The sequence below is a fragment of the Nannocystis bainbridge genome, from assembly GCF_028368995.1.
Classification (GTDB): Bacteria; Myxococcota_A; Polyangia; order Nannocystales; family Nannocystaceae; genus Nannocystis; species Nannocystis bainbridge.
Genome location: NZ_JAQNDL010000003.1, coordinates 294,433 through 310,249 on the forward strand (window position 1 = coordinate 294,433; position 15,817 = coordinate 310,249).

A 15,817-nucleotide genomic window follows, 5' to 3' on the forward strand; every position below is an offset into this window, starting at 1 on the left:
ATGGCCCACGAGGACAACCCGGTCACAGGCACGTCCACCTCGCACGGCGAGGTGACGCAGGACGTGGTTCCCGCGCCCGCTCGCAACCTGGGCGGCGTGGGCCCGCTGCCGGCCAAGCTCGGCCGCTATCACGTGCTCGGTCAGCTCGGCGCCGGCGGCATGGGCGTGGTGCTCACCGCCTACGACCCCGACCTCGATCGCAAGGTCGCGCTCAAGCTGCTGCGCGCGCACGGCAACGCCGGCTCGGCCGGGCGAATGCTGCGCGAGGCCCACGCGCTGGCCCGCCTCTCGCACCCCAACGTGGTCCAGATCCACGACACCGGGGCGATCGACGGCCAGGTCTTCATCGCCATGGAGTTGGTCCGCGGCGTCGACCTGCGGACCTGGCTGACCCAGCCGCGCCCGCTCGTGGAGGTGCTGCGCGCCTTCGTCGACGCCGGTCGCGGCCTGGCCGCGGCCCACGACGCCGGCTTCGTCCACCGCGACTTCAAGCCCGAGAACGTGCTGCTCGGCGAGGACGGGCGGGCCCGGGTCGCCGACTTCGGGCTGGTCCGCCTCCACGACGAGCTGCCCGACGAGCCGGTGAATTCGCCCTCGACGCGCGGCGCCCTCGGCCACTCGCTCACCGTCACCGGCGCGCGCCTCGGCACGCCCGGGTACATGTCGCCCGAGCAGCACCTCGGCCTCACGGCCGACGCCCGCAGCGACCAGTTCAGCTACTGCGTGGCGCTGTGGGAGGCGCTGCACAGGCAGCGACCGTTCGCCGGCGACAGCCCCGAGGCGATCGTCGCGGCGGTCCGCGCCGGCCGGCTGCGGGCGCCGCCCCGGGGCTCCCGCGTGCCCGCCGAACTGAATCGGCTGCTGCAGCGCGGCCTGGCCTACGACCCCGAGCAGCGCCACCCGAGCATGCACGCGCTGCTGGCCGCGCTGACCGTCGATCCGGCCCGCAGGCGCCGGCGCTGGCTGCTCGGTCTCGTCGGGGCCGGCCTGCTCGCAGCGGTCGCCGGCGTGTGGCTGAGCGGCGAGGCCGAGCCGTGCGCCGGCGGCCCGGAGGCCCTGGCGCCCACCTGGAACCCCTTGCGCCGCCAGGCTGTCGCCGAGGCGCTGACACCGAGCTCCGACCCGGCGCTGCCGCGATTCGTGCTCGCGGGCCTCGACGCTTACGCCGGCGAGTGGCTGACGTCGCACCGCGACGCCTGCCTCGATCATCGCCGCGGCGAGCAGTCGAGCGCGCTGCTCGACGCCCGCATGCACTGCCTCGATCGCCGCCGCCAGACCCTCGCCGCCGTCGCGCGCCTGCTCGTCGGCGAGGCTGGCGACGTCGACGCAGGCCGCCCTGGTCGCGCCGAAGCGGAGCCTCCGGACGCCGCGCAATTGATCGCCCGCATGCCGGCGATCTCCGCCTGCGCCGATCCGGCCGTGGTGCTCAGTGAGGCTGCCGTTCCCGAGGATCCCGCGCTCGCCGGCGAGGTCGCGGCCGTCGCCTCGCGGCTGATCACCGCCCGCGTGCGCCATGACGCCGGTGACCTCGAAGGCGCCCGCGCCCTCGCCGAGGACGCGCTCGCCCGGGCCCGCCGCGCCAAGTTTGCACCGATCCTCGCCGAGGCGTTGCTGGTCCAGGCCCGCATCCACTTCACCCCGCAACAGTGGGAGCTCGCCCGTCCCGCGCTGGACGAGGCGCTCGTTCAGGCCGTGGCAGCACGCCGTGACGACCTCGCCGCCGAAGCCATGGCACGCCTGCTGTTCGTCGACGGCGTCCATCTCGGCCGCACCGCGGAGATGCTGCGCCTCGCGCCGTTGGCCCTCGCCATGGCCGCGCGGGCCCCGGAGCCGCACGCCGCCCGCGGGTTGGCGCACAACAATATCAGCGTCGTGCAGACGCTCTCGCACGAACGAGAGCGGGCGACCTTGTCGATGAAATCCGCCGTCGAGGAGATGCTGGCTGCGCCCCACACCGACCCGATCGAGCTGGCCCACGTGTTTTTCAACGCGGCCGTGATGACCGCTGCTCCCGCGCAACGGCACGCCGGCCTCGACCGCGCGAGGGCGCTGCTGGCCGAGCGCCTCGGACCCCGTCACCTGGTCACCCTCGACGCCCGGATGGCCGCCGCGAGGTTCGAGCCCGATTTGAAGATGGGTGCGGCGCAGCTCGACGAGGTTTGTCCGGAGTATCTCCGCGGCCACGGCCGCACGATCACCACCTGCGCGTCGTGCTTCAATCTCCTCGTCCACCTGCAGATGTATCTCGGCGAGACGACGCGCGCCCTGGCCAGCGCGGAGCAAGGCCTCTCGTGCCACGCCCGGCCCTTCACCGACCAGGACGCCAGCCTGCGGGCCAAGGCGCAGGCGTTCATCGCCGTGCACTCGGGCCACCCGCTCGCCGCGCTCGAGCACCTGAAGCAGGCGCGCCGGTGGCCCGATTCGCTGCAAGGGGTCCCGTGGATCCGCCCAGAGCTGGCCGAGCTCGACCTGATCCGCGGCCGTGCGCTGCTGCTGCTCGACCGCCCCGCCGAGGCCACCGAGGCGCTCGAGCAAGCCATGCCGGGCTACGCCATCTTCGTGGACCGCCCCGAGCTGCTGACGCCGCTGCTGCTCGCCGAGACGCAGACACTGCTCGCGCGGGCCCTGCTGGCCGCCGAGACGCCCGACCACGAGCGCGCCGCCCAGTTGACTGCATCAGCCCAGGCGACCCTCGCAGCCCACGGCGCGGTCGTGCCCTGAGCGCCGCCGGGTGTTCCCATTCGCGCGAGAGCAGTCCCTCGGCGACCACGATCGACGCTCATCAGCCTCGCCAGACGCACCTCCCCGTGTCCTCGACCTCCACGCCCCTTCCATCCCTGACGCTTCGCATCCCGCGCGTCGCGCATCACGTCGTTCGATTACCGACACCAGGCATACCGTTCGTCCGGCCCCGCCTCTCCTGCTCGCGCTCACGGCCGCGCGGTTGAACGGACCATGCGCGAAGGCTCGCATCGTCGCGCAATCCAACTGGCGGATTCGCTATCGCTCCAGAAAACACGAGCAGGTCGTGCGGTGACTCGAAAATCATGGAAGATTGTCGCGGCACGCAGGGTCCTCCATCCGGCTCCACAGGCTCCCTGCATCAATAATCCACCGCTCCTCGTCATCTCGGAGAACTCACCATGTCCCTGTTCATAGTCGACTTTCGCCATGTCCCGCTCGCCCTCCTCGCCCTCACCGTCGCCTGCACCGAGATTCCCGGCGAAGACGACCTGCAGTTCCGGACCACCAATGACACCACCCCCCTCAACTCACCCGACATCAACCACGCCCCGGTCCCGGAGGTCGCGCTCGACGGCCAGGAGAACTTCGCCGGCGTGACCCTGGTCGGCCTGCGCCACCTCGAAACCTCCAGCCAGATCTTCCAGCTCGACACGATCGACGACGCGTTGGTCGCCCGCGACGGCTCTTCCATCATCGCCAGCGGCAGTGACCTCCTCGGCTGGGAGCTCGTGATGGAGCGGGACGGCCACGAACTTATCGCCACCATCTCGGGGTATTCCGACGACATCGAGGCCCTCGCCGACGACGGCGAACCGCTGACAGCCTACGCGCTCTCCTACCATGGCCTGAAGGACGGCGTCTGGGGTCAATGGAACGAGTGCCCGGAGTTCGCCGCCAGCCCGGACTCTCCCGTCTTGACCCTCATCCGCGGCCAGACCTACGACCGCGAGGACCGGCGCGTCGACCTCATCGATCCCGACTGGGTGACCTTCGCCTGCCTCGGCGAGGCCGCCTTCAAGGCCAAGTCGCTCGGTTACAGTCAGTCGCGCATCTTCCCCGGCACCAGCGCCCCGGCCACCCGCGCCCAGCAGGACGCCACCCTCAAGATGATCACCGCCGACTACTGCGGCACCGGCCACAGCTTCACCGAGCAGGGCGTCGCCATCGACTGGCAGAATCGGGCGGCCAGCGTCACGCCCGCCGCCACGCCGGGCGACCTCGAGGCCGTGTGGGGCCCGGACGGCGCGCTGTGCCTCGAGGAGCCGCGCCTCAGGCCCCGGCAGGACGTCGAGGCGGAGTGCACCATCCCGAGCTGCGCCGGCTTCGACTTCACCGGCGCGTGGGAGTGGAAGTCCTTCCACAAGCCCTAGCGCGTGCGCGCGCAGATCGCCTCGCCGTGACCCGCGCGCGAATGCAGAGCCCCCGCGCTGCGTGACTCTCGCCGGCGAGCCCGGTAGAGTCGGGCCCCATGCAGCGCCCTGCTGTCATTGCGTTCTCCAGGCTCCGCCCTGCTCCCGCCCTCGCGCTCGCCCTCGCATGTTGCGGCGGCGATCCTGCCGATCCCACGGCCAGCGCGGGCACGGACCCGTCGAGCTCGACCGGCGATCCGACCACGCCCACCGACGCGAGCACCACCACCGCGTCGACTACCACCGCGCCGACCACCACCGACGCCACGACCGGCGACACCGCGCCCGCCGGCGAATGGCAGTTCGTCACCCTCGCCGAGCAGACCTTCCCGCTCAACAGCACCCAGGTCACCGTCGAGTTCATCCGCGCCGATCGCCCTGATGGTGGCCGCTCCTACCTGCTCTACCAGCACGCCCCCGGCGCGAACGCCCCGCTCGTCATCCAGACCCAGCCCTACGCCGGCATCGACTGGACCGGCGAGGAGGTCGACGCGCGCTGGGCCGCGCTCGGCGACGGCGCCCACCCCGACATCGACGCCCCCGACCCCGACGCCGGAGACACGATCGCCTATCAATGGCAGGACCCGGCCCAGGCCGTCGGCTCCAACCTGGTGTGGGCATTCAACGGCTTCGCGGTGATCCACGCCTACGGCCGCTTCTACGCCGGTGGCGACCTCGCCGACGACGTGCTCGACGCGGTCGCCCCCTACGCGTTCGCGCGCACGCGCCCCGGCGAACTCGACCTCGAGCGAATCGGCGCGCTCGGCACCAGCTGGGGCGGCATGATGGCGCTGTTCGGCGCCAGCCAGGCCCCGGCCGACGCCGCCCCGCGCATGGTCGTCCCGATCTCGGCCCCCTCGGACTTCGCCGATCTATGGACCTGGTCGACCGACACTTTTTTAAATCTCTCGCTCAACCCCGCCATGGTGTCGGGCTTCTATTCGCCGTACTGGCGCCGCGCCGCGCCGACGATCGGCACCCCGCCCGCCGGCCCGGCCGCCAATCCCTACATGCATTCCGGCCTGTGCCCCGGCCTGCCCGGCACCCTCGTCGTCCCCCACGACAGCTGGGACGCGATCATCCCGGTCACGCAGACGCAGGACCTCGCGGCCGCGTGCGCCAACGTCGAGCCGATCTACTGGCCGCGCGCCACCCCGCTCGATCCGAAGACGGCGACGATGACCCACGGCCCGTTCGCCGCCGAGGGCCTGGTCCCGAGCGTGCTCATCTACACCTACGCCGCCCTCGTCCTCGCGCTCGCGCCCCCCGAGGCCCCGACCGTCTATTCCGTGGCGAGCGGCCCCTCGCTGGTCCTCCACCTCGAGCTCGTGCTCGCCGCCCAGCAGGCCGGCGAAGACGTGGCGTGGATCGTCCCGCGCCTGCGCGAGCTCGCCGACCCGCGGCTGCAGACATTGGTCGCCGAGACCAATCAGCTCCAGCCCGGCGCCGAAGTGCTGGCGAGCGCCGTCAACCAGGTCTGGGGCACCGACTTCGACGCCGACGGCCTGCGCGCCCAGCTCGAGCTCGGCCTGCCCGACCCGCCGTGACGAATCATCACATGTCCTGAGGGACATCTCATCCATGCCCCGCGGCCGGCTCGCTCCCGGCCGCGAGCCCTGCCAGCGCCCAGCTCGAGCTCGGCCTACCGTGATCCATCATCACATGTCCTGAGGGACATCTCATCCACGCCCCGCGCCCGCTTCGCTCCCCGCCGCGAGCCCTGCCATCGCCCGGGTTAGCAGCCTCGCCCGGCCAGAATCGGTCACATTTGCCGCGCGAGCCCGTCACCGACCGCCTCGACCGCACTCTCGGCCTGCTCGCCTCCCGGCCCTCGTGGACGGCGCGCGAGCTGGCCGACGAGCTCGGCGTCTGCGTCCGCACCGTGCGGCGCGACCTCGTCCGCCTCGCGGCCCGCGGCGTCGCCGTCGAGGCCGAGCGCGGGCGCGGCGGCGGCGTGCGGGTGCCGGCGCGCTCGGGCCTCGGCCGCGTGCAGCTCGGCGCCGAGGAGCTGCTCGACCTCTTGCTCGCGCTGGCCCTCGCCGAGCGGCTGCGCTCGCCGCTGCTGCTGACGACCCTCGGCGGGCTGCGGCAGAAGCTCGCCGCCGCCTTCCCGCCCGAGGAGCGGGCCCGGATCGCCGGCTTGCGTCGTCGGATCCTCGTCGGCCCCACCTCGGCCGCCATCACCGCCTCGTGGAAGCCGCCGCGCCCCGCGGTGCTGCGCCCGATCCACGAGGCGTTCTTCCATCAGCGCGCGCTCGAGCTGACCTACCGCGCCGGCCAGCGCTGCACCATTCGCGTCGTCGAGCCGCACTACCTGCTGCTGAACTGGCCCGCGTGGTACCTGCTGGTCTGGGACCACCTGCGCGGCGCCGTCCGGGCCCTGCGCGTCGATCGCATCGAGGCCGCGGACCTCACCGACGCCACCTTCCGCGTGCGCAAGGCCGAGGCGATGGTCGCCTCGCTGGGCGACATCTTCGCCCAGCTGTAGCCCCGGGCGTCACGCCCCGAAGTCGAGCACCAGCCGCCCGCGCACGCCGCCCGCCTCGAGCAGGCGATGCGCCTCCGCCACCTCCGCGGCCGGCAGCACCTTCGCCACGCGCAGCGTCAGCTGCCCGTCCTCGACTTGCTGGCGCAGGCGATCGATCTTCGCCGTGTCGGTCAGCCCCGTGCTGACGAGCACCGGGTGCGCGACGATGCCGCGCTCGGTCGGCCCGCTCCACCCGCGCACCGTCACGATCCCGCCGCCGTCGCGGATCGCCGGCAGGATCTGCTCGTGAAGCAGCGCCGCGTCGATCACCGCGTCCACGCCTCCCGGCGCGACCTCGCGGAACCGTCGCGCCAGATCGTCGCCGCGCTCGACGATGACATCGGCCCCGAGGCGCTCGACCAGCGCGCGATCGGCCGGCGACGCGTCGGCGATCACCCGCAGCCCGTCGGCCTTGGCCAGCTCGATCGCGTAGCCGCCGACCGCCCCCGCCGCGCCCGTCACCGCCACTGTCTGCCCCGGCTGCAGCGCCAGCGCGTCGAGCCCCAGCCGCACCGTCAGCGCGTTCATCAGCAGCGTCGAAGCGGCCGGCAGGTCGCTGCCCTTCGGCACTGGCACCACCGACGCCGCCGGCGCCACGATCTGCTCCGCGTACGCCCCCTTGTGCGGCCCGAGGTACGAGACGACCGCGATGACCTCGTCGCCGACCTTCAGCCGGCCGTCGCCGCCCGGTCCGACCGCATCGATGATCCCGGCTGCGTCCATCCCCGGGATGTACGGCGGCGGCGGCACGTTCGGCAGCAGCCGCGCGATCTCCCCCGAGCGCAGCAGCACGTCGGTCGGATTGACCGCGGCCGCCCGCACGCGGATCCGGACCTCGTTCGCCCCCGGCTGCGGCGACGGCAACGTGACGATCTTCAGGACCTCCGGTCCACCGAACTCTTCGACGACGATTGCTCTCATGCGAAAGGTGATAGTCCCCCGCTGCCGCCGCGACAAGCCGCGCGGCCCTCTCGCGCGCGACCCTCACGCTTCGCCTGGGCGACGTCCGACGCATCCGACGCGCGCATCGTCGAGACGCCGCCGAACTCGTCCCTCGCGCGCGGGCGAGGGGCGAGACCCGCAGCGCACCGCCGCGGCGGAGGCGCGCGCAGCGGGGCGACGGCGAGCCTCTAACATGTCCCGGAAGACATATCCTTTTGAACATGACCTCAAAGACACATCAAAGCGCATCGGACCGCTCGAGCCACGCGCCCGCCGCCAGCACCAGCGCCACCGCCAGCGGCAGCGCGATCAGCAGCGACAGCGGCCCGAGCCACGCCATCGTCGCGTCGTGCCACAGCAGGTTCGGCATCACCAGGCTCAGGGCCAGCGGGTGCCTGGCGAACGCGTCGGGCCGATACAGCAGCACGGCCGTCGGCATCGAAGTCCCGAACCACGCCGCGCACGCCACCAGCAGGCCGGCGAACGGATCGCGGATCTTCACGAACACCAGCTGCAGCGCCGCCAGCAGCACCACCACCACCGCGGTGAGGAACAGCCCGCTGCCGAACGTCCCCGCCGGCGTCACGCTGCTGCCGGCCTCGCTGTCGCTCGCGATCGCCGCCGCCATCGCCGCGGAGCTGACCACCCCGACCGCCGCCGTCCACCCCAGCACCGGCGTCGCGCGGGCCGCCACCAGCGCCGCCGCGCGCACCGGCTTGGCCAGCAGCAGCTCGAGGCGATGCTCCTCGCGCGCCAGCAGCACCACCCCGAGCGAGCCTGCCAGGCCGACGAAGAAGGTCGGGAAGTACACCGCCATCAGGTCGTTGAGCGCCAGCACCGCGGCCATGTCCTCGAGGGCGAAGCCCGCGCGCATGAACCCGATCGCCCGCTCCGGGAGCAGCGGCAGCAATTGGTGCGTGAACACCACGCCGCCGATCCCCACCAGCATCATGATCAGCGGCCCGCGGCGCGGCGCGAACTGCCACTCGCGGCGCACGTGGCCGCAGAAATCGAGCGTCGAAGCCACCACGGTCACACCTCCATTTTTCGCACGAGCCTCGCGCCCGCCGCGATCGTCACCGCGGTCCATGCCAGCAGCGCCAGCATCGGCGGCAGCAGCACCGCCGGGCTCAACTGCTGCAAGTTCCCCATCGCCAGCGTCCCCAGCGTCAGCGGATTGGCCAGCGTCAGCGCGTACCAGTCCGGCTGGTAGAACCCGACCAGCGCCAGCCCGACCATCACCCCGAGCAGCATCCACGCCACCAGCGCGCCCGCCCCGCGCCGGCCCACTGCCACCATCACCGTCGCCGCGAACGCGGTGGCGAACACCGCCGCGCACGCGTGCAGGCCCATCGCCGCCAGGAACGTGCCCGCGCGGAAGCCCGCGATCTGGCCGTGAAACCACGCCACCGCCGGCACCTGCGTCACCGCGTAGAGCGTCAGCATCACCGCGCACGCCGACACCGTGCGGATCACGAAGTAGCGCCCCAGCGTCAGCGGCTTGGCCGCCAGCAGCCCCAGCACCCGCGTGTCGCGCTCGCGCAGCACCACCCCGCTGGCCAGGATCACCGGGACGAACGCGATCACCTTGTTCATCACCAGATCGATCCACACGAACATGAACAGCGCGAACGGATCCTCGTCGGCGAGCCACGCCGCGATCACCTCGCGCACGTGCGGCGGCGGCTCGGCCAGCAGCAGCGGGACCGCCAGCACCGCGTAGATCATCAGCGCCGCCGCCACGTACGTCTTGCGCTCGCCCAGCGCCGCGCGGTAATCGAGCCATTGCAGGCGGGTCATGACGCGTGCCTCCGCACCAGCTCGAGGTAGAGCTCGTCCATCGTCGTCGCCCCGTGCTCGCGCTTCAGCGCCGCGATCTCGCCGCAGGCGATCAGCCGCGCGTGGTGCATCGCCGCGACCCGGCGGCACAGCGTCTCGACGTCTGACAGGATGTGCGACGAGAACATCACCGTGACCCCCTGCTGCTGCGCCAGCGCGCGCAGGTGCTCGAGCAGCTCGTGGCGGCCGAGCGGGTCGAGGCCCGAGGTCGGCTCGTCGAGCAGCAGCACCCGCGGCTCGTTGATGAGCGCCTGCGCCAGCCCGACCTTCTGCGTCATCCCGGTCGAGAACCCGCGCAGCTTGCGGTCGGCCACGGCCTCGAGGCCGAAGCGCCGCAGCAGCGCCTCGCCGCGGGCCCGCGCGGTCGCCCGCGGGATGGCGAACATCGCCGCCACGTACTGCAGGAACTCGCGCGGCGTCATGTCCGGCGGCAGCGCGTACGAGGCCGGCAAATAGCCGCACACGCGCCGCACCTCGAGCGTCGCGGCCACGACGTCGTGGCCGAGCACCGCGGCCCGCCCGCCGGTCGGCCGCGTCAATCCCAGCAACATGCGCAGCGTCGTCGTCTTGCCCGCGCCGTTGTGGCCCATGAACCCGAAGATCTCGCCCGGCTCGACGGAAAAGCTGACGCCGTCGACCGCCTGCATCGCCCCGAAGCGCTTGCCCAGCGCCTCGACCAAGATCGCACTGCCACTCATGACTGCCTCCTCGCCTGTTTGCGTCTCGTCGCCTTGACCGCGGGCCCCGGCTTCGCCGCCGACTTCGGCGGCGCGGCCAGGCCCGCGAGGAACAGCTGCACCAGCCCCTCGAGCACGCGCTCCTGCGACACGCTCACGAGCCCGCTGGTCAGCACGAGCTGCTGCGGCGCCGAGCGCAGCACGCCGAGCGCGAACGGCACCGTCTCGCGGTCGACGTCGGCGCGGATCTCCCCGAGCGCGACGCCCTCGTCGACCCAACCCCGGATTTGCTCGAGCTGCGCCCGCGCGGCCCGCCCGTCGTCCTCGTGCGAGCCGATGCCGAGCGCCCGCAATTCCGGGTCCTCGCGCATCAGCCGGCCGAACAGCGGCTCGCGGGCGTACTGGCGATAGGCGAACCGCAGCGTCTCGCCGAGCCGCTGCAGCGGCGACGCGATCGCCAGCACCTCGGCCGCGAAGCTGCGCCGGATCGCCGTGAACGTCTCGTCGACCACCGCGCGCAGCAGCGTCTCCTTGTCGGCGAACTCGAGGTAGAGCGCCCCCTTGGCGCACCGCGCCTCCTCGGCCACCGCGTCGAGCGTGGTGCCCTTGAAGCCCCGCTCGGTGAACTGCCGCTTCGCCACGTCGAGGATCCTCCGCCGCCTTGTCGGGTCGCGCGCTGCCATGAAAATCATCCTGGCTTAAATGACTGCCAGAGTCAAACCAGTCATTTTGAGGACGTCATCATGAGCAAAATCGCCCCGCCTCGGCCCCTCCTCCCCCCATTCTCGACTCCCACCATTCGCCCGCTCCCTTTGCCCGTGCTACGTATCGCGCGTGAGCACGACCGAGATCACGTTTCACATCCGGGCCCCGCGCGCGGCCGTCTATCGCGCCCTCCTCGACGCCGACGCCGTCGCCCGGTGGCGCGTCCCGCCGGGCATGACGAGCCGCGTGCACAGCTTCGAGCCGCGCGAGGGCGGCGCCTTCCGCGTCTCGCTCACCTACGACGCGGAAGGCCAGGCCGGCAAGACCTCCGCCCATACCGACACCTATCACGGGCGCTTCGTCGAGCTCGTGCCCGGGCGGAAGATCGTCGAATCGCTCGAGTTCGAGACCACCGATCCCTCGCTGCAGGGCACGATGACGATCACCACCACCCTCACCGACGCGGGGGACGGCGGCACCGATCTGCGGGCCACCCACGCCGACCTCCCGCCCGGCGTGGCCCCGGCCGACAACGCCACCGGCTGGCGCGAATCCATGGCCCGACTGGCAGCGCTGGTCGAACCATGACCGCCCCCAGCCTCTACCGCCGGCCGCTGCCGCGCGAGCTCGTCGCCTTCGCCTCGCCCGCGGGCAGGGCCCTGTTCGACGCGGCGCGCGCGGCTGGCGGGCTCGAGTCGTTCTTCCCGCTCATTGAACAGTTCCACACCCAGGCCGATCCGGCCTTCTGCGGCCTCGGCACCCTCGTCGTCGCCCTCAACGCCCTCGGCGTCGACCCGGGCCGGCTGTGGCGCGGACCATGGCGGTGGTTCAGCGAGGAATTGCTCGACTGTTGCAGCCCGCTCGAGCGCGTGCGCGCCGTCGGCATCACCCTCGACGAGTTCGCCTGCCTGGCCCGCTGCAACGGCGCCGCCGCCGAGGTCCACCGCCCTGATGCGTCCTCGCTCCTCGAATTCCGCGCCGCGATCGAGGCCGCCGCGCGCAGCGTCGTCGATCCGGCCCTCGTCGTCAGCTACGACCGCAGCGCGCTCGGCCAGACCGGCGCCGGCCACTTCTCGCCGATCGGCGGCTACGACCCCGCCAGCGATCACGCCCTCGTGCTCGACGTGGCCCGCTTCAAGTACCCGCCGCACTGGGTCCCCGTGCCCGCCCTCTACGCGGCCACGCAGGCGCCCGACCCCGCGACCGGCCGCCCGCGCGGATGGGTCACCCTGCGCCGCAACGCCCGCCCGCCGAGCCTCCTGTTCACGGCCCGCTGCGTCGCCGGCGGCGGCTACGAGGCGTTCGCCGCGGCCCTCGCCGCCGTCACCACGGCCCTCGCCACCGCCTCCGCGCCCGACCTCGATTCCGTCTTGCGCGCGCTCGGCTCGGCCCTGCCCGGCCTGCCCCTCACCATCGAGCGGCGCCCGCTGGTCCTGTCCGAACAGACAGGTGAAGCCGAGGCCCTGCTGGCGGCCCTCCGCGGCCTGCCGCTGCACGCCCGCGTCGAAGCCCTCGGCCCGCCGTGGCCGGCCGACGCCGTCACCCTGCTGCTGCTCGCGCTGCCCGCCGAGGCCTGGTCCGGCCTGACCGCCGAGGCCCGCGCCGAGCTGCAGCCGCTGCTCGACCTCGAGCGCCTGCCGCCGCCCGTGCGCATCGAAGCCGAGCACGTCTGCCGCCAGCTCGCCGACCTCGGCGCCCTGGCCCGCCGCCCGGCCTGCGGCGACTGCTGCGAATGATTCATGGGCCCCGGCCTGCGCTATCCTGCCGCGCGTGACCGCCGGAAACCCGCTCCTGTCCGACCGCGACGTCGCCTTCCAGCTCTACGAAGTGCACGACGCCGCCGCCTTGCTGCGCCTGCCGGCCTTCGCCGACCACGACCGCGACACCTTCGACCTCTTCCTCGCCAACGCCCGCAGCCTCGCGCGCGACGTGCTCTACCCGGCTTACCGGCCTATGGACGAGGCGGCCCCGAGCTTCACCGGCGGGCGGATCCACGTCCACCCGCGCATGCGATCGATCTGGCCGCGGCTGTGCGAGCTCGGCGTCATCACGGCCTCGCGGCCGCTCGACGTCGGCGGCCAGCAGCTGCCGCGCACGATCGCCTCGATGGCCGAGGCCTACCTGATGGCCGCCAACCTCGGCGCCTACTGCTACGCCGGCCTCACCGCCGGCGCCGCCCACCTGATCGAGGCGTTCGGCTCGGATGACCTGAAGGACAGGTACATGCGGCGCATGTACGCCGGCGAGTGGACCGGCACGATGGCGCTGACCGAGCCGCAGGCCGGCAGCAGCCTGGGCGACATCCGCACCCGCGCGGTCCTCCGCGACGACGGCACCTACGCGATCGAGGGCGGCAAGATCTTCATCTCCGGCGGCGACCACGACATCGCCGACAACATCGTCCACTTGACGCTCGCCCGCATCGACGGCGCCCCGGCCGGGATCAAGGGCATCTCGCTGTTCGCCATCCCGCGCCTTTACCCCGGCGAAGGCGGCCTGGTCGACAACGACGTCAGCACCGCCGGCATGATCCACAAGATCGGCTGGCGCGGCCTGCCGAGCCTCGTCATCAACTTCGGCGAGCGCGGCGGCTGTCGCGGCGAGTTGGTCGGAATCCCCGGACATGGCCTTTCGTACATGTTCCAGATGATGAACGAGGCCCGCCTGATGGTCGGCCTCAACGGCGTGGCGACCGCGGCGGTCGCCTACCACGAATCGCTGGCCTACGCCCGCGAGCGCCGCCAGGGCCGCGCCGCCGGTCGCCGCGACCCGCACGGCCCGGCGGTGCCGATCATCGAGCACGCCGACGTCCGGCGCATGCTGCTGCGCCAAAAGGCGATCGTCGAGGGCGGCCTGTCGCTGCTGCTGGCGACCGCGCGGCTCGCCGACGTCGCCCACCACGGCGACGACGAGGACGAGCGCCGCCGGTCGGCCCTGCTGCTCGATCTGCTGACGCCGATCGCCAAGAGCTTCGCCGCCGAGCGCGGCTACGACAGCAACGCGCTGGCGCTGCAGATCCACGGCGGCTACGGCTATTCGAGCGAGTACCTGCCGGAGGCGTGGCTGCGCGACCAGAAGCTCAACAGCATCCACGAGGGCACGACGACCATCCACGGGCTCGACCTGCTCGGACGCCGCGCGCTGGCTCCTGGAGCCCTGCAGGCGCTCGGTCGAGAGATCTTGCAGACATGTTCGCAAGCGCAGGCGGCCGGCGTGGAGCTCGCCGACGTCGTCGCTATGCAAGAGGCTGCCGGCGCCGCCGTGGCCCTGATCGCCGAGCTCGCAGGCCGTCACTCCGCCGACCCCGAGCGGATGCTCCGCCACAGCCATGACGTCCTCGACATCTTCATGACCGTGACCGTCGCCTGGCAATGGTTGCGCCAGGCCACCGCGGCGCGCAGAGCCCTGTCTCAGGGGCCGTCGTCGCCAGCAGACAACGCGTTCTATCTCGGCAAGCTGCAGGCCGCCCAGTACTGGCTGCGCACCGAGCTGCCGCGGGTCGCCCCGCTCGTGCGCCTGTGTCGCGACGAGGAGGACTCGTACGCGAACACCCGTCCGGAATGGTTCTAGCGCGCCCACGCGCGACGCGTCCGCCTGAGGGCCGGCCCGACACTCCGTTGCCTATGCGCGCCGACTCACGCGCACGGGCGCGGACGGTGACAAGCTCGGGGCCCCGCGGCACACTGCCCCCGCGAACTCGAGCATGCCCACCGTCCAGCAACTCGTGGCCGAGATCGCAGCGTTGCGCGCCGCCAACGCGTCGCTGCAGCAGGCCCACGCCGAGCAGCGCCGGCAGCTGTCGCGCACCGCCTCGCTGCTGCGCGCGCTCGCCGAGTACGCGCCGATGGTGCTGTACGCCAAGGACCTCGAGGGCCGCTTCACCCTCAGCAATCGCCTGCACGCGACGCTGCTCGGGCGCACCCCGGAGCAGGTAGTCGGCAAGCTCGAGGCGGACCTGCTCGACGGATCGGTGGCCGCGGAGATCCAGCAGGTGATGGACGAGGTGATCCGCACCGGCACGCCGAGCGTCAGCGAGTTCGAGATCCCGATCGACGACCGCGAGCGGGTGTTCCTCGAGCACATCTTCCCGCTCGGCCGCGACGACGACCCCGACGGCCACTCCGGCGGCATCGGCGGCGTCGCCATCGACGTCACCGAACGCAAGCGCGCCGAGGAGGCCGTGCGCGTGTTCGAGGCGCTGGTCCACCACTCGCCCGACGGCGTGCTGGTGCGCCCCAACACCCCGACCGCGCCGATGTTCTGCAACCCCGCGCTGCGGCGGATCCTCGCCCTCCCGCCCGACGCCACCGCCGAGGACGCGGCGTCGATGCTCCTCGACATCGTGCCCGGCACCACCGAGTTCATGCGCCTCGACGGCGCGCGCGTCGACCTCGAGCTGACCATGTTCGCGATCCCCGGCGCCGCCGGCGGACGCGGCGCCCAGGCCACCCAGGTCCGCGACGTCACCCGCCTGCGCACCGCGATCCGCGAGCGCGAGCAGCAGGACAAGGTCATCCGCCAGCAGCAGGCCGAGCTCATCGCCGAGATGTCGGCGCAGGTGCTGCCGCTGGCCCCTGGCGTGCTGATGCTGCCGCTGATCGGCACGCTCGACGAGGCGCGCTCGCTGCACGTGCGCGAGTCGGCGCTCGACGCGATCGTCCGCCACCAGACCCGCGTGATCATCCTCGACCTCACCGGCCTGCGCGCCGTCGATGCGACCCCGGCCGGTCACATCATTCAGCTGGTCGAGGCCGTCACGCTGATCGGCGCCCGCACGGTCCTCACCGGCATCCAGCCGGCCACCGCAGCCGCCCTGGTCGACCACGGCATGCAGCTGGACGGCTCGCTCATGGTCCTGGGCACCCTGCAAGACGCCATTCAGGTCACCCTGGCGATGGCCCGCAAGCGCCGCCGCTGAGGCGACGCGCCGGACCTGTCCCGCGGGACATCTTTTATTTTTTCACACGGCCCGC

General features: G+C 72.5%; 13 protein-coding genes. 8 read left to right on the plus strand and 5 right to left on the minus strand.

Annotated features, from left to right (window positions below; translation table 11 throughout):
- The 4 genes from POL25_RS26595 to POL25_RS26610 all read left to right on the plus strand — a co-directional run bounded on the left by POL25_RS26595 (position 1) and on the right by POL25_RS26610 (position 6,642).
- Positions 1 to 2,721 (plus strand): serine/threonine-protein kinase, encoded by a 2,721-nt coding sequence (locus POL25_RS26595; RefSeq protein ID WP_272089006.1) that lies wholly within the window; start codon positions 1 to 3, stop codon positions 2,719 to 2,721.
- Positions 2,722 to 3,143: 422 nt separating this feature from the next.
- On the plus strand, positions 3,144 to 4,115 hold the full coding sequence (locus POL25_RS26600; RefSeq protein ID WP_272089007.1) for an ADYC domain-containing protein: 972 nt from the start codon (positions 3,144 to 3,146) through the stop codon (positions 4,113 to 4,115).
- A gap of 98 nt (positions 4,116 to 4,213) precedes the next feature.
- Positions 4,214 to 5,701 carry an alpha/beta hydrolase family protein gene (locus POL25_RS26605; RefSeq protein WP_272089008.1) on the plus strand — a complete coding sequence of 496 codons (1,488 nt, stop codon included), beginning with the start codon at positions 4,214 to 4,216 and terminating at the stop codon, positions 5,699 to 5,701.
- A 221-nt stretch (positions 5,702 to 5,922) separates the two neighbouring features.
- Positions 5,923 to 6,642 carry a helix-turn-helix transcriptional regulator gene (locus POL25_RS26610; RefSeq protein WP_272089009.1) on the plus strand — a complete coding sequence of 240 codons (720 nt, stop codon included), beginning with the start codon at positions 5,923 to 5,925 and terminating at the stop codon, positions 6,640 to 6,642.
- A 9-nt stretch (positions 6,643 to 6,651) separates the two neighbouring features.
- Here POL25_RS26610 and POL25_RS26615 read toward each other — a convergent pair whose 3' ends face one another.
- The 5 genes from POL25_RS26615 to POL25_RS26635 all read right to left on the minus strand — a co-directional run bounded on the left by POL25_RS26615 (position 6,652) and on the right by POL25_RS26635 (position 10,780).
- Positions 6,652 to 7,602: an NADP-dependent oxidoreductase gene (locus tag POL25_RS26615; RefSeq protein ID WP_272089010.1), complete on the minus strand. Its 951-nt coding sequence runs from the start codon at positions 7,600 to 7,602 to the stop codon at positions 6,652 to 6,654.
- 259 nt (positions 7,603 to 7,861) lie between these two features.
- Positions 7,862 to 8,653, minus strand: coding sequence for a hypothetical protein (locus tag POL25_RS26620; RefSeq protein WP_272089011.1), 792 nt, complete (start codon positions 8,651 to 8,653; stop codon positions 7,862 to 7,864).
- A 2-nt stretch (positions 8,654 to 8,655) separates the two neighbouring features.
- On the minus strand, positions 8,656 to 9,423 hold the full coding sequence (locus POL25_RS26625; protein WP_272089012.1) for a hypothetical protein: 768 nt from the start codon (positions 9,421 to 9,423) through the stop codon (positions 8,656 to 8,658).
- On the minus strand, positions 9,420 to 10,160 hold the full coding sequence (locus tag POL25_RS26630) for an ABC transporter ATP-binding protein (RefSeq protein ID WP_272089013.1): 741 nt from the start codon (positions 10,158 to 10,160) through the stop codon (positions 9,420 to 9,422). The genes POL25_RS26625 and POL25_RS26630 overlap by 4 nt, the downstream gene beginning before the upstream one ends.
- Positions 10,157 to 10,780 (minus strand): TetR/AcrR family transcriptional regulator, encoded by a 624-nt coding sequence (locus tag POL25_RS26635; protein WP_272089015.1) that lies wholly within the window; start codon positions 10,778 to 10,780, stop codon positions 10,157 to 10,159. The genes POL25_RS26630 and POL25_RS26635 overlap by 4 nt, the downstream gene beginning before the upstream one ends.
- A 193-nt stretch (positions 10,781 to 10,973) precedes the next feature.
- Here POL25_RS26635 and POL25_RS26640 point away from each other — a divergent pair, with 193 nt between their 5' ends.
- The 4 genes from POL25_RS26640 (at position 10,974) to POL25_RS26655 (ending at position 15,762) form a co-directional block, all read left to right on the plus strand.
- Positions 10,974 to 11,432, plus strand: a complete 459-nt coding sequence (locus POL25_RS26640; RefSeq protein WP_272089016.1) for an SRPBCC domain-containing protein — start codon at positions 10,974 to 10,976, stop codon at positions 11,430 to 11,432.
- On the plus strand, positions 11,429 to 12,580 hold the full coding sequence (locus tag POL25_RS26645) for a phytochelatin synthase family protein (RefSeq protein WP_272089017.1): 1,152 nt from the start codon (positions 11,429 to 11,431) through the stop codon (positions 12,578 to 12,580). Before POL25_RS26640 ends, POL25_RS26645 begins: the two co-directional genes overlap by 4 nt.
- Positions 12,581 to 12,614: 34 nt before the next feature.
- A complete protein-coding gene (locus POL25_RS26650; protein WP_272089018.1) occupies positions 12,615 to 14,414 on the plus strand; it encodes an acyl-CoA dehydrogenase in 1,800 nt (599 codons plus the stop codon).
- A 133-nt stretch (positions 14,415 to 14,547) separates the two neighbouring features.
- Complete coding sequence (locus POL25_RS26655; RefSeq protein ID WP_272089019.1) at positions 14,548 to 15,762, plus strand: PAS domain-containing protein; 1,215 nt, start codon at positions 14,548 to 14,550, stop codon at positions 15,760 to 15,762.
- Positions 15,763 to 15,817 lie beyond the last annotated feature (55 nt).

Excerpts from the sequence above, each read along its gene's own strand:
- POL25_RS26625 (WP_272089012.1), bottom strand. The coding sequence starts at position 9,423 with ATGACCCGCCTGCAATGGCTCGATTACCGCGCGGCGCTGGGCGAGCGC.
- POL25_RS26595 (WP_272089006.1), top strand. The coding sequence starts at position 1 with ATGGCCCACGAGGACAACCCGGTCACAGGCACGTCCACCTCGCACGGC.
- POL25_RS26645 (WP_272089017.1), top strand. The coding sequence starts at position 11,429 with ATGACCGCCCCCAGCCTCTACCGCCGGCCGCTGCCGCGCGAGCTCGTC.
- POL25_RS26615 (WP_272089010.1), bottom strand. The coding sequence starts at position 7,602 with ATGAGAGCAATCGTCGTCGAAGAGTTCGGTGGACCGGAGGTCCTGAAG.
- POL25_RS26630 (WP_272089013.1), bottom strand. The coding sequence starts at position 10,160 with ATGAGTGGCAGTGCGATCTTGGTCGAGGCGCTGGGCAAGCGCTTCGGG.
- POL25_RS26605 (WP_272089008.1), top strand. The coding sequence starts at position 4,214 with ATGCAGCGCCCTGCTGTCATTGCGTTCTCCAGGCTCCGCCCTGCTCCC.
- POL25_RS26655 (WP_272089019.1), top strand. The coding sequence starts at position 14,548 with ATGCCCACCGTCCAGCAACTCGTGGCCGAGATCGCAGCGTTGCGCGCC.
- POL25_RS26600 (WP_272089007.1), top strand. The coding sequence starts at position 3,144 with ATGTCCCTGTTCATAGTCGACTTTCGCCATGTCCCGCTCGCCCTCCTC.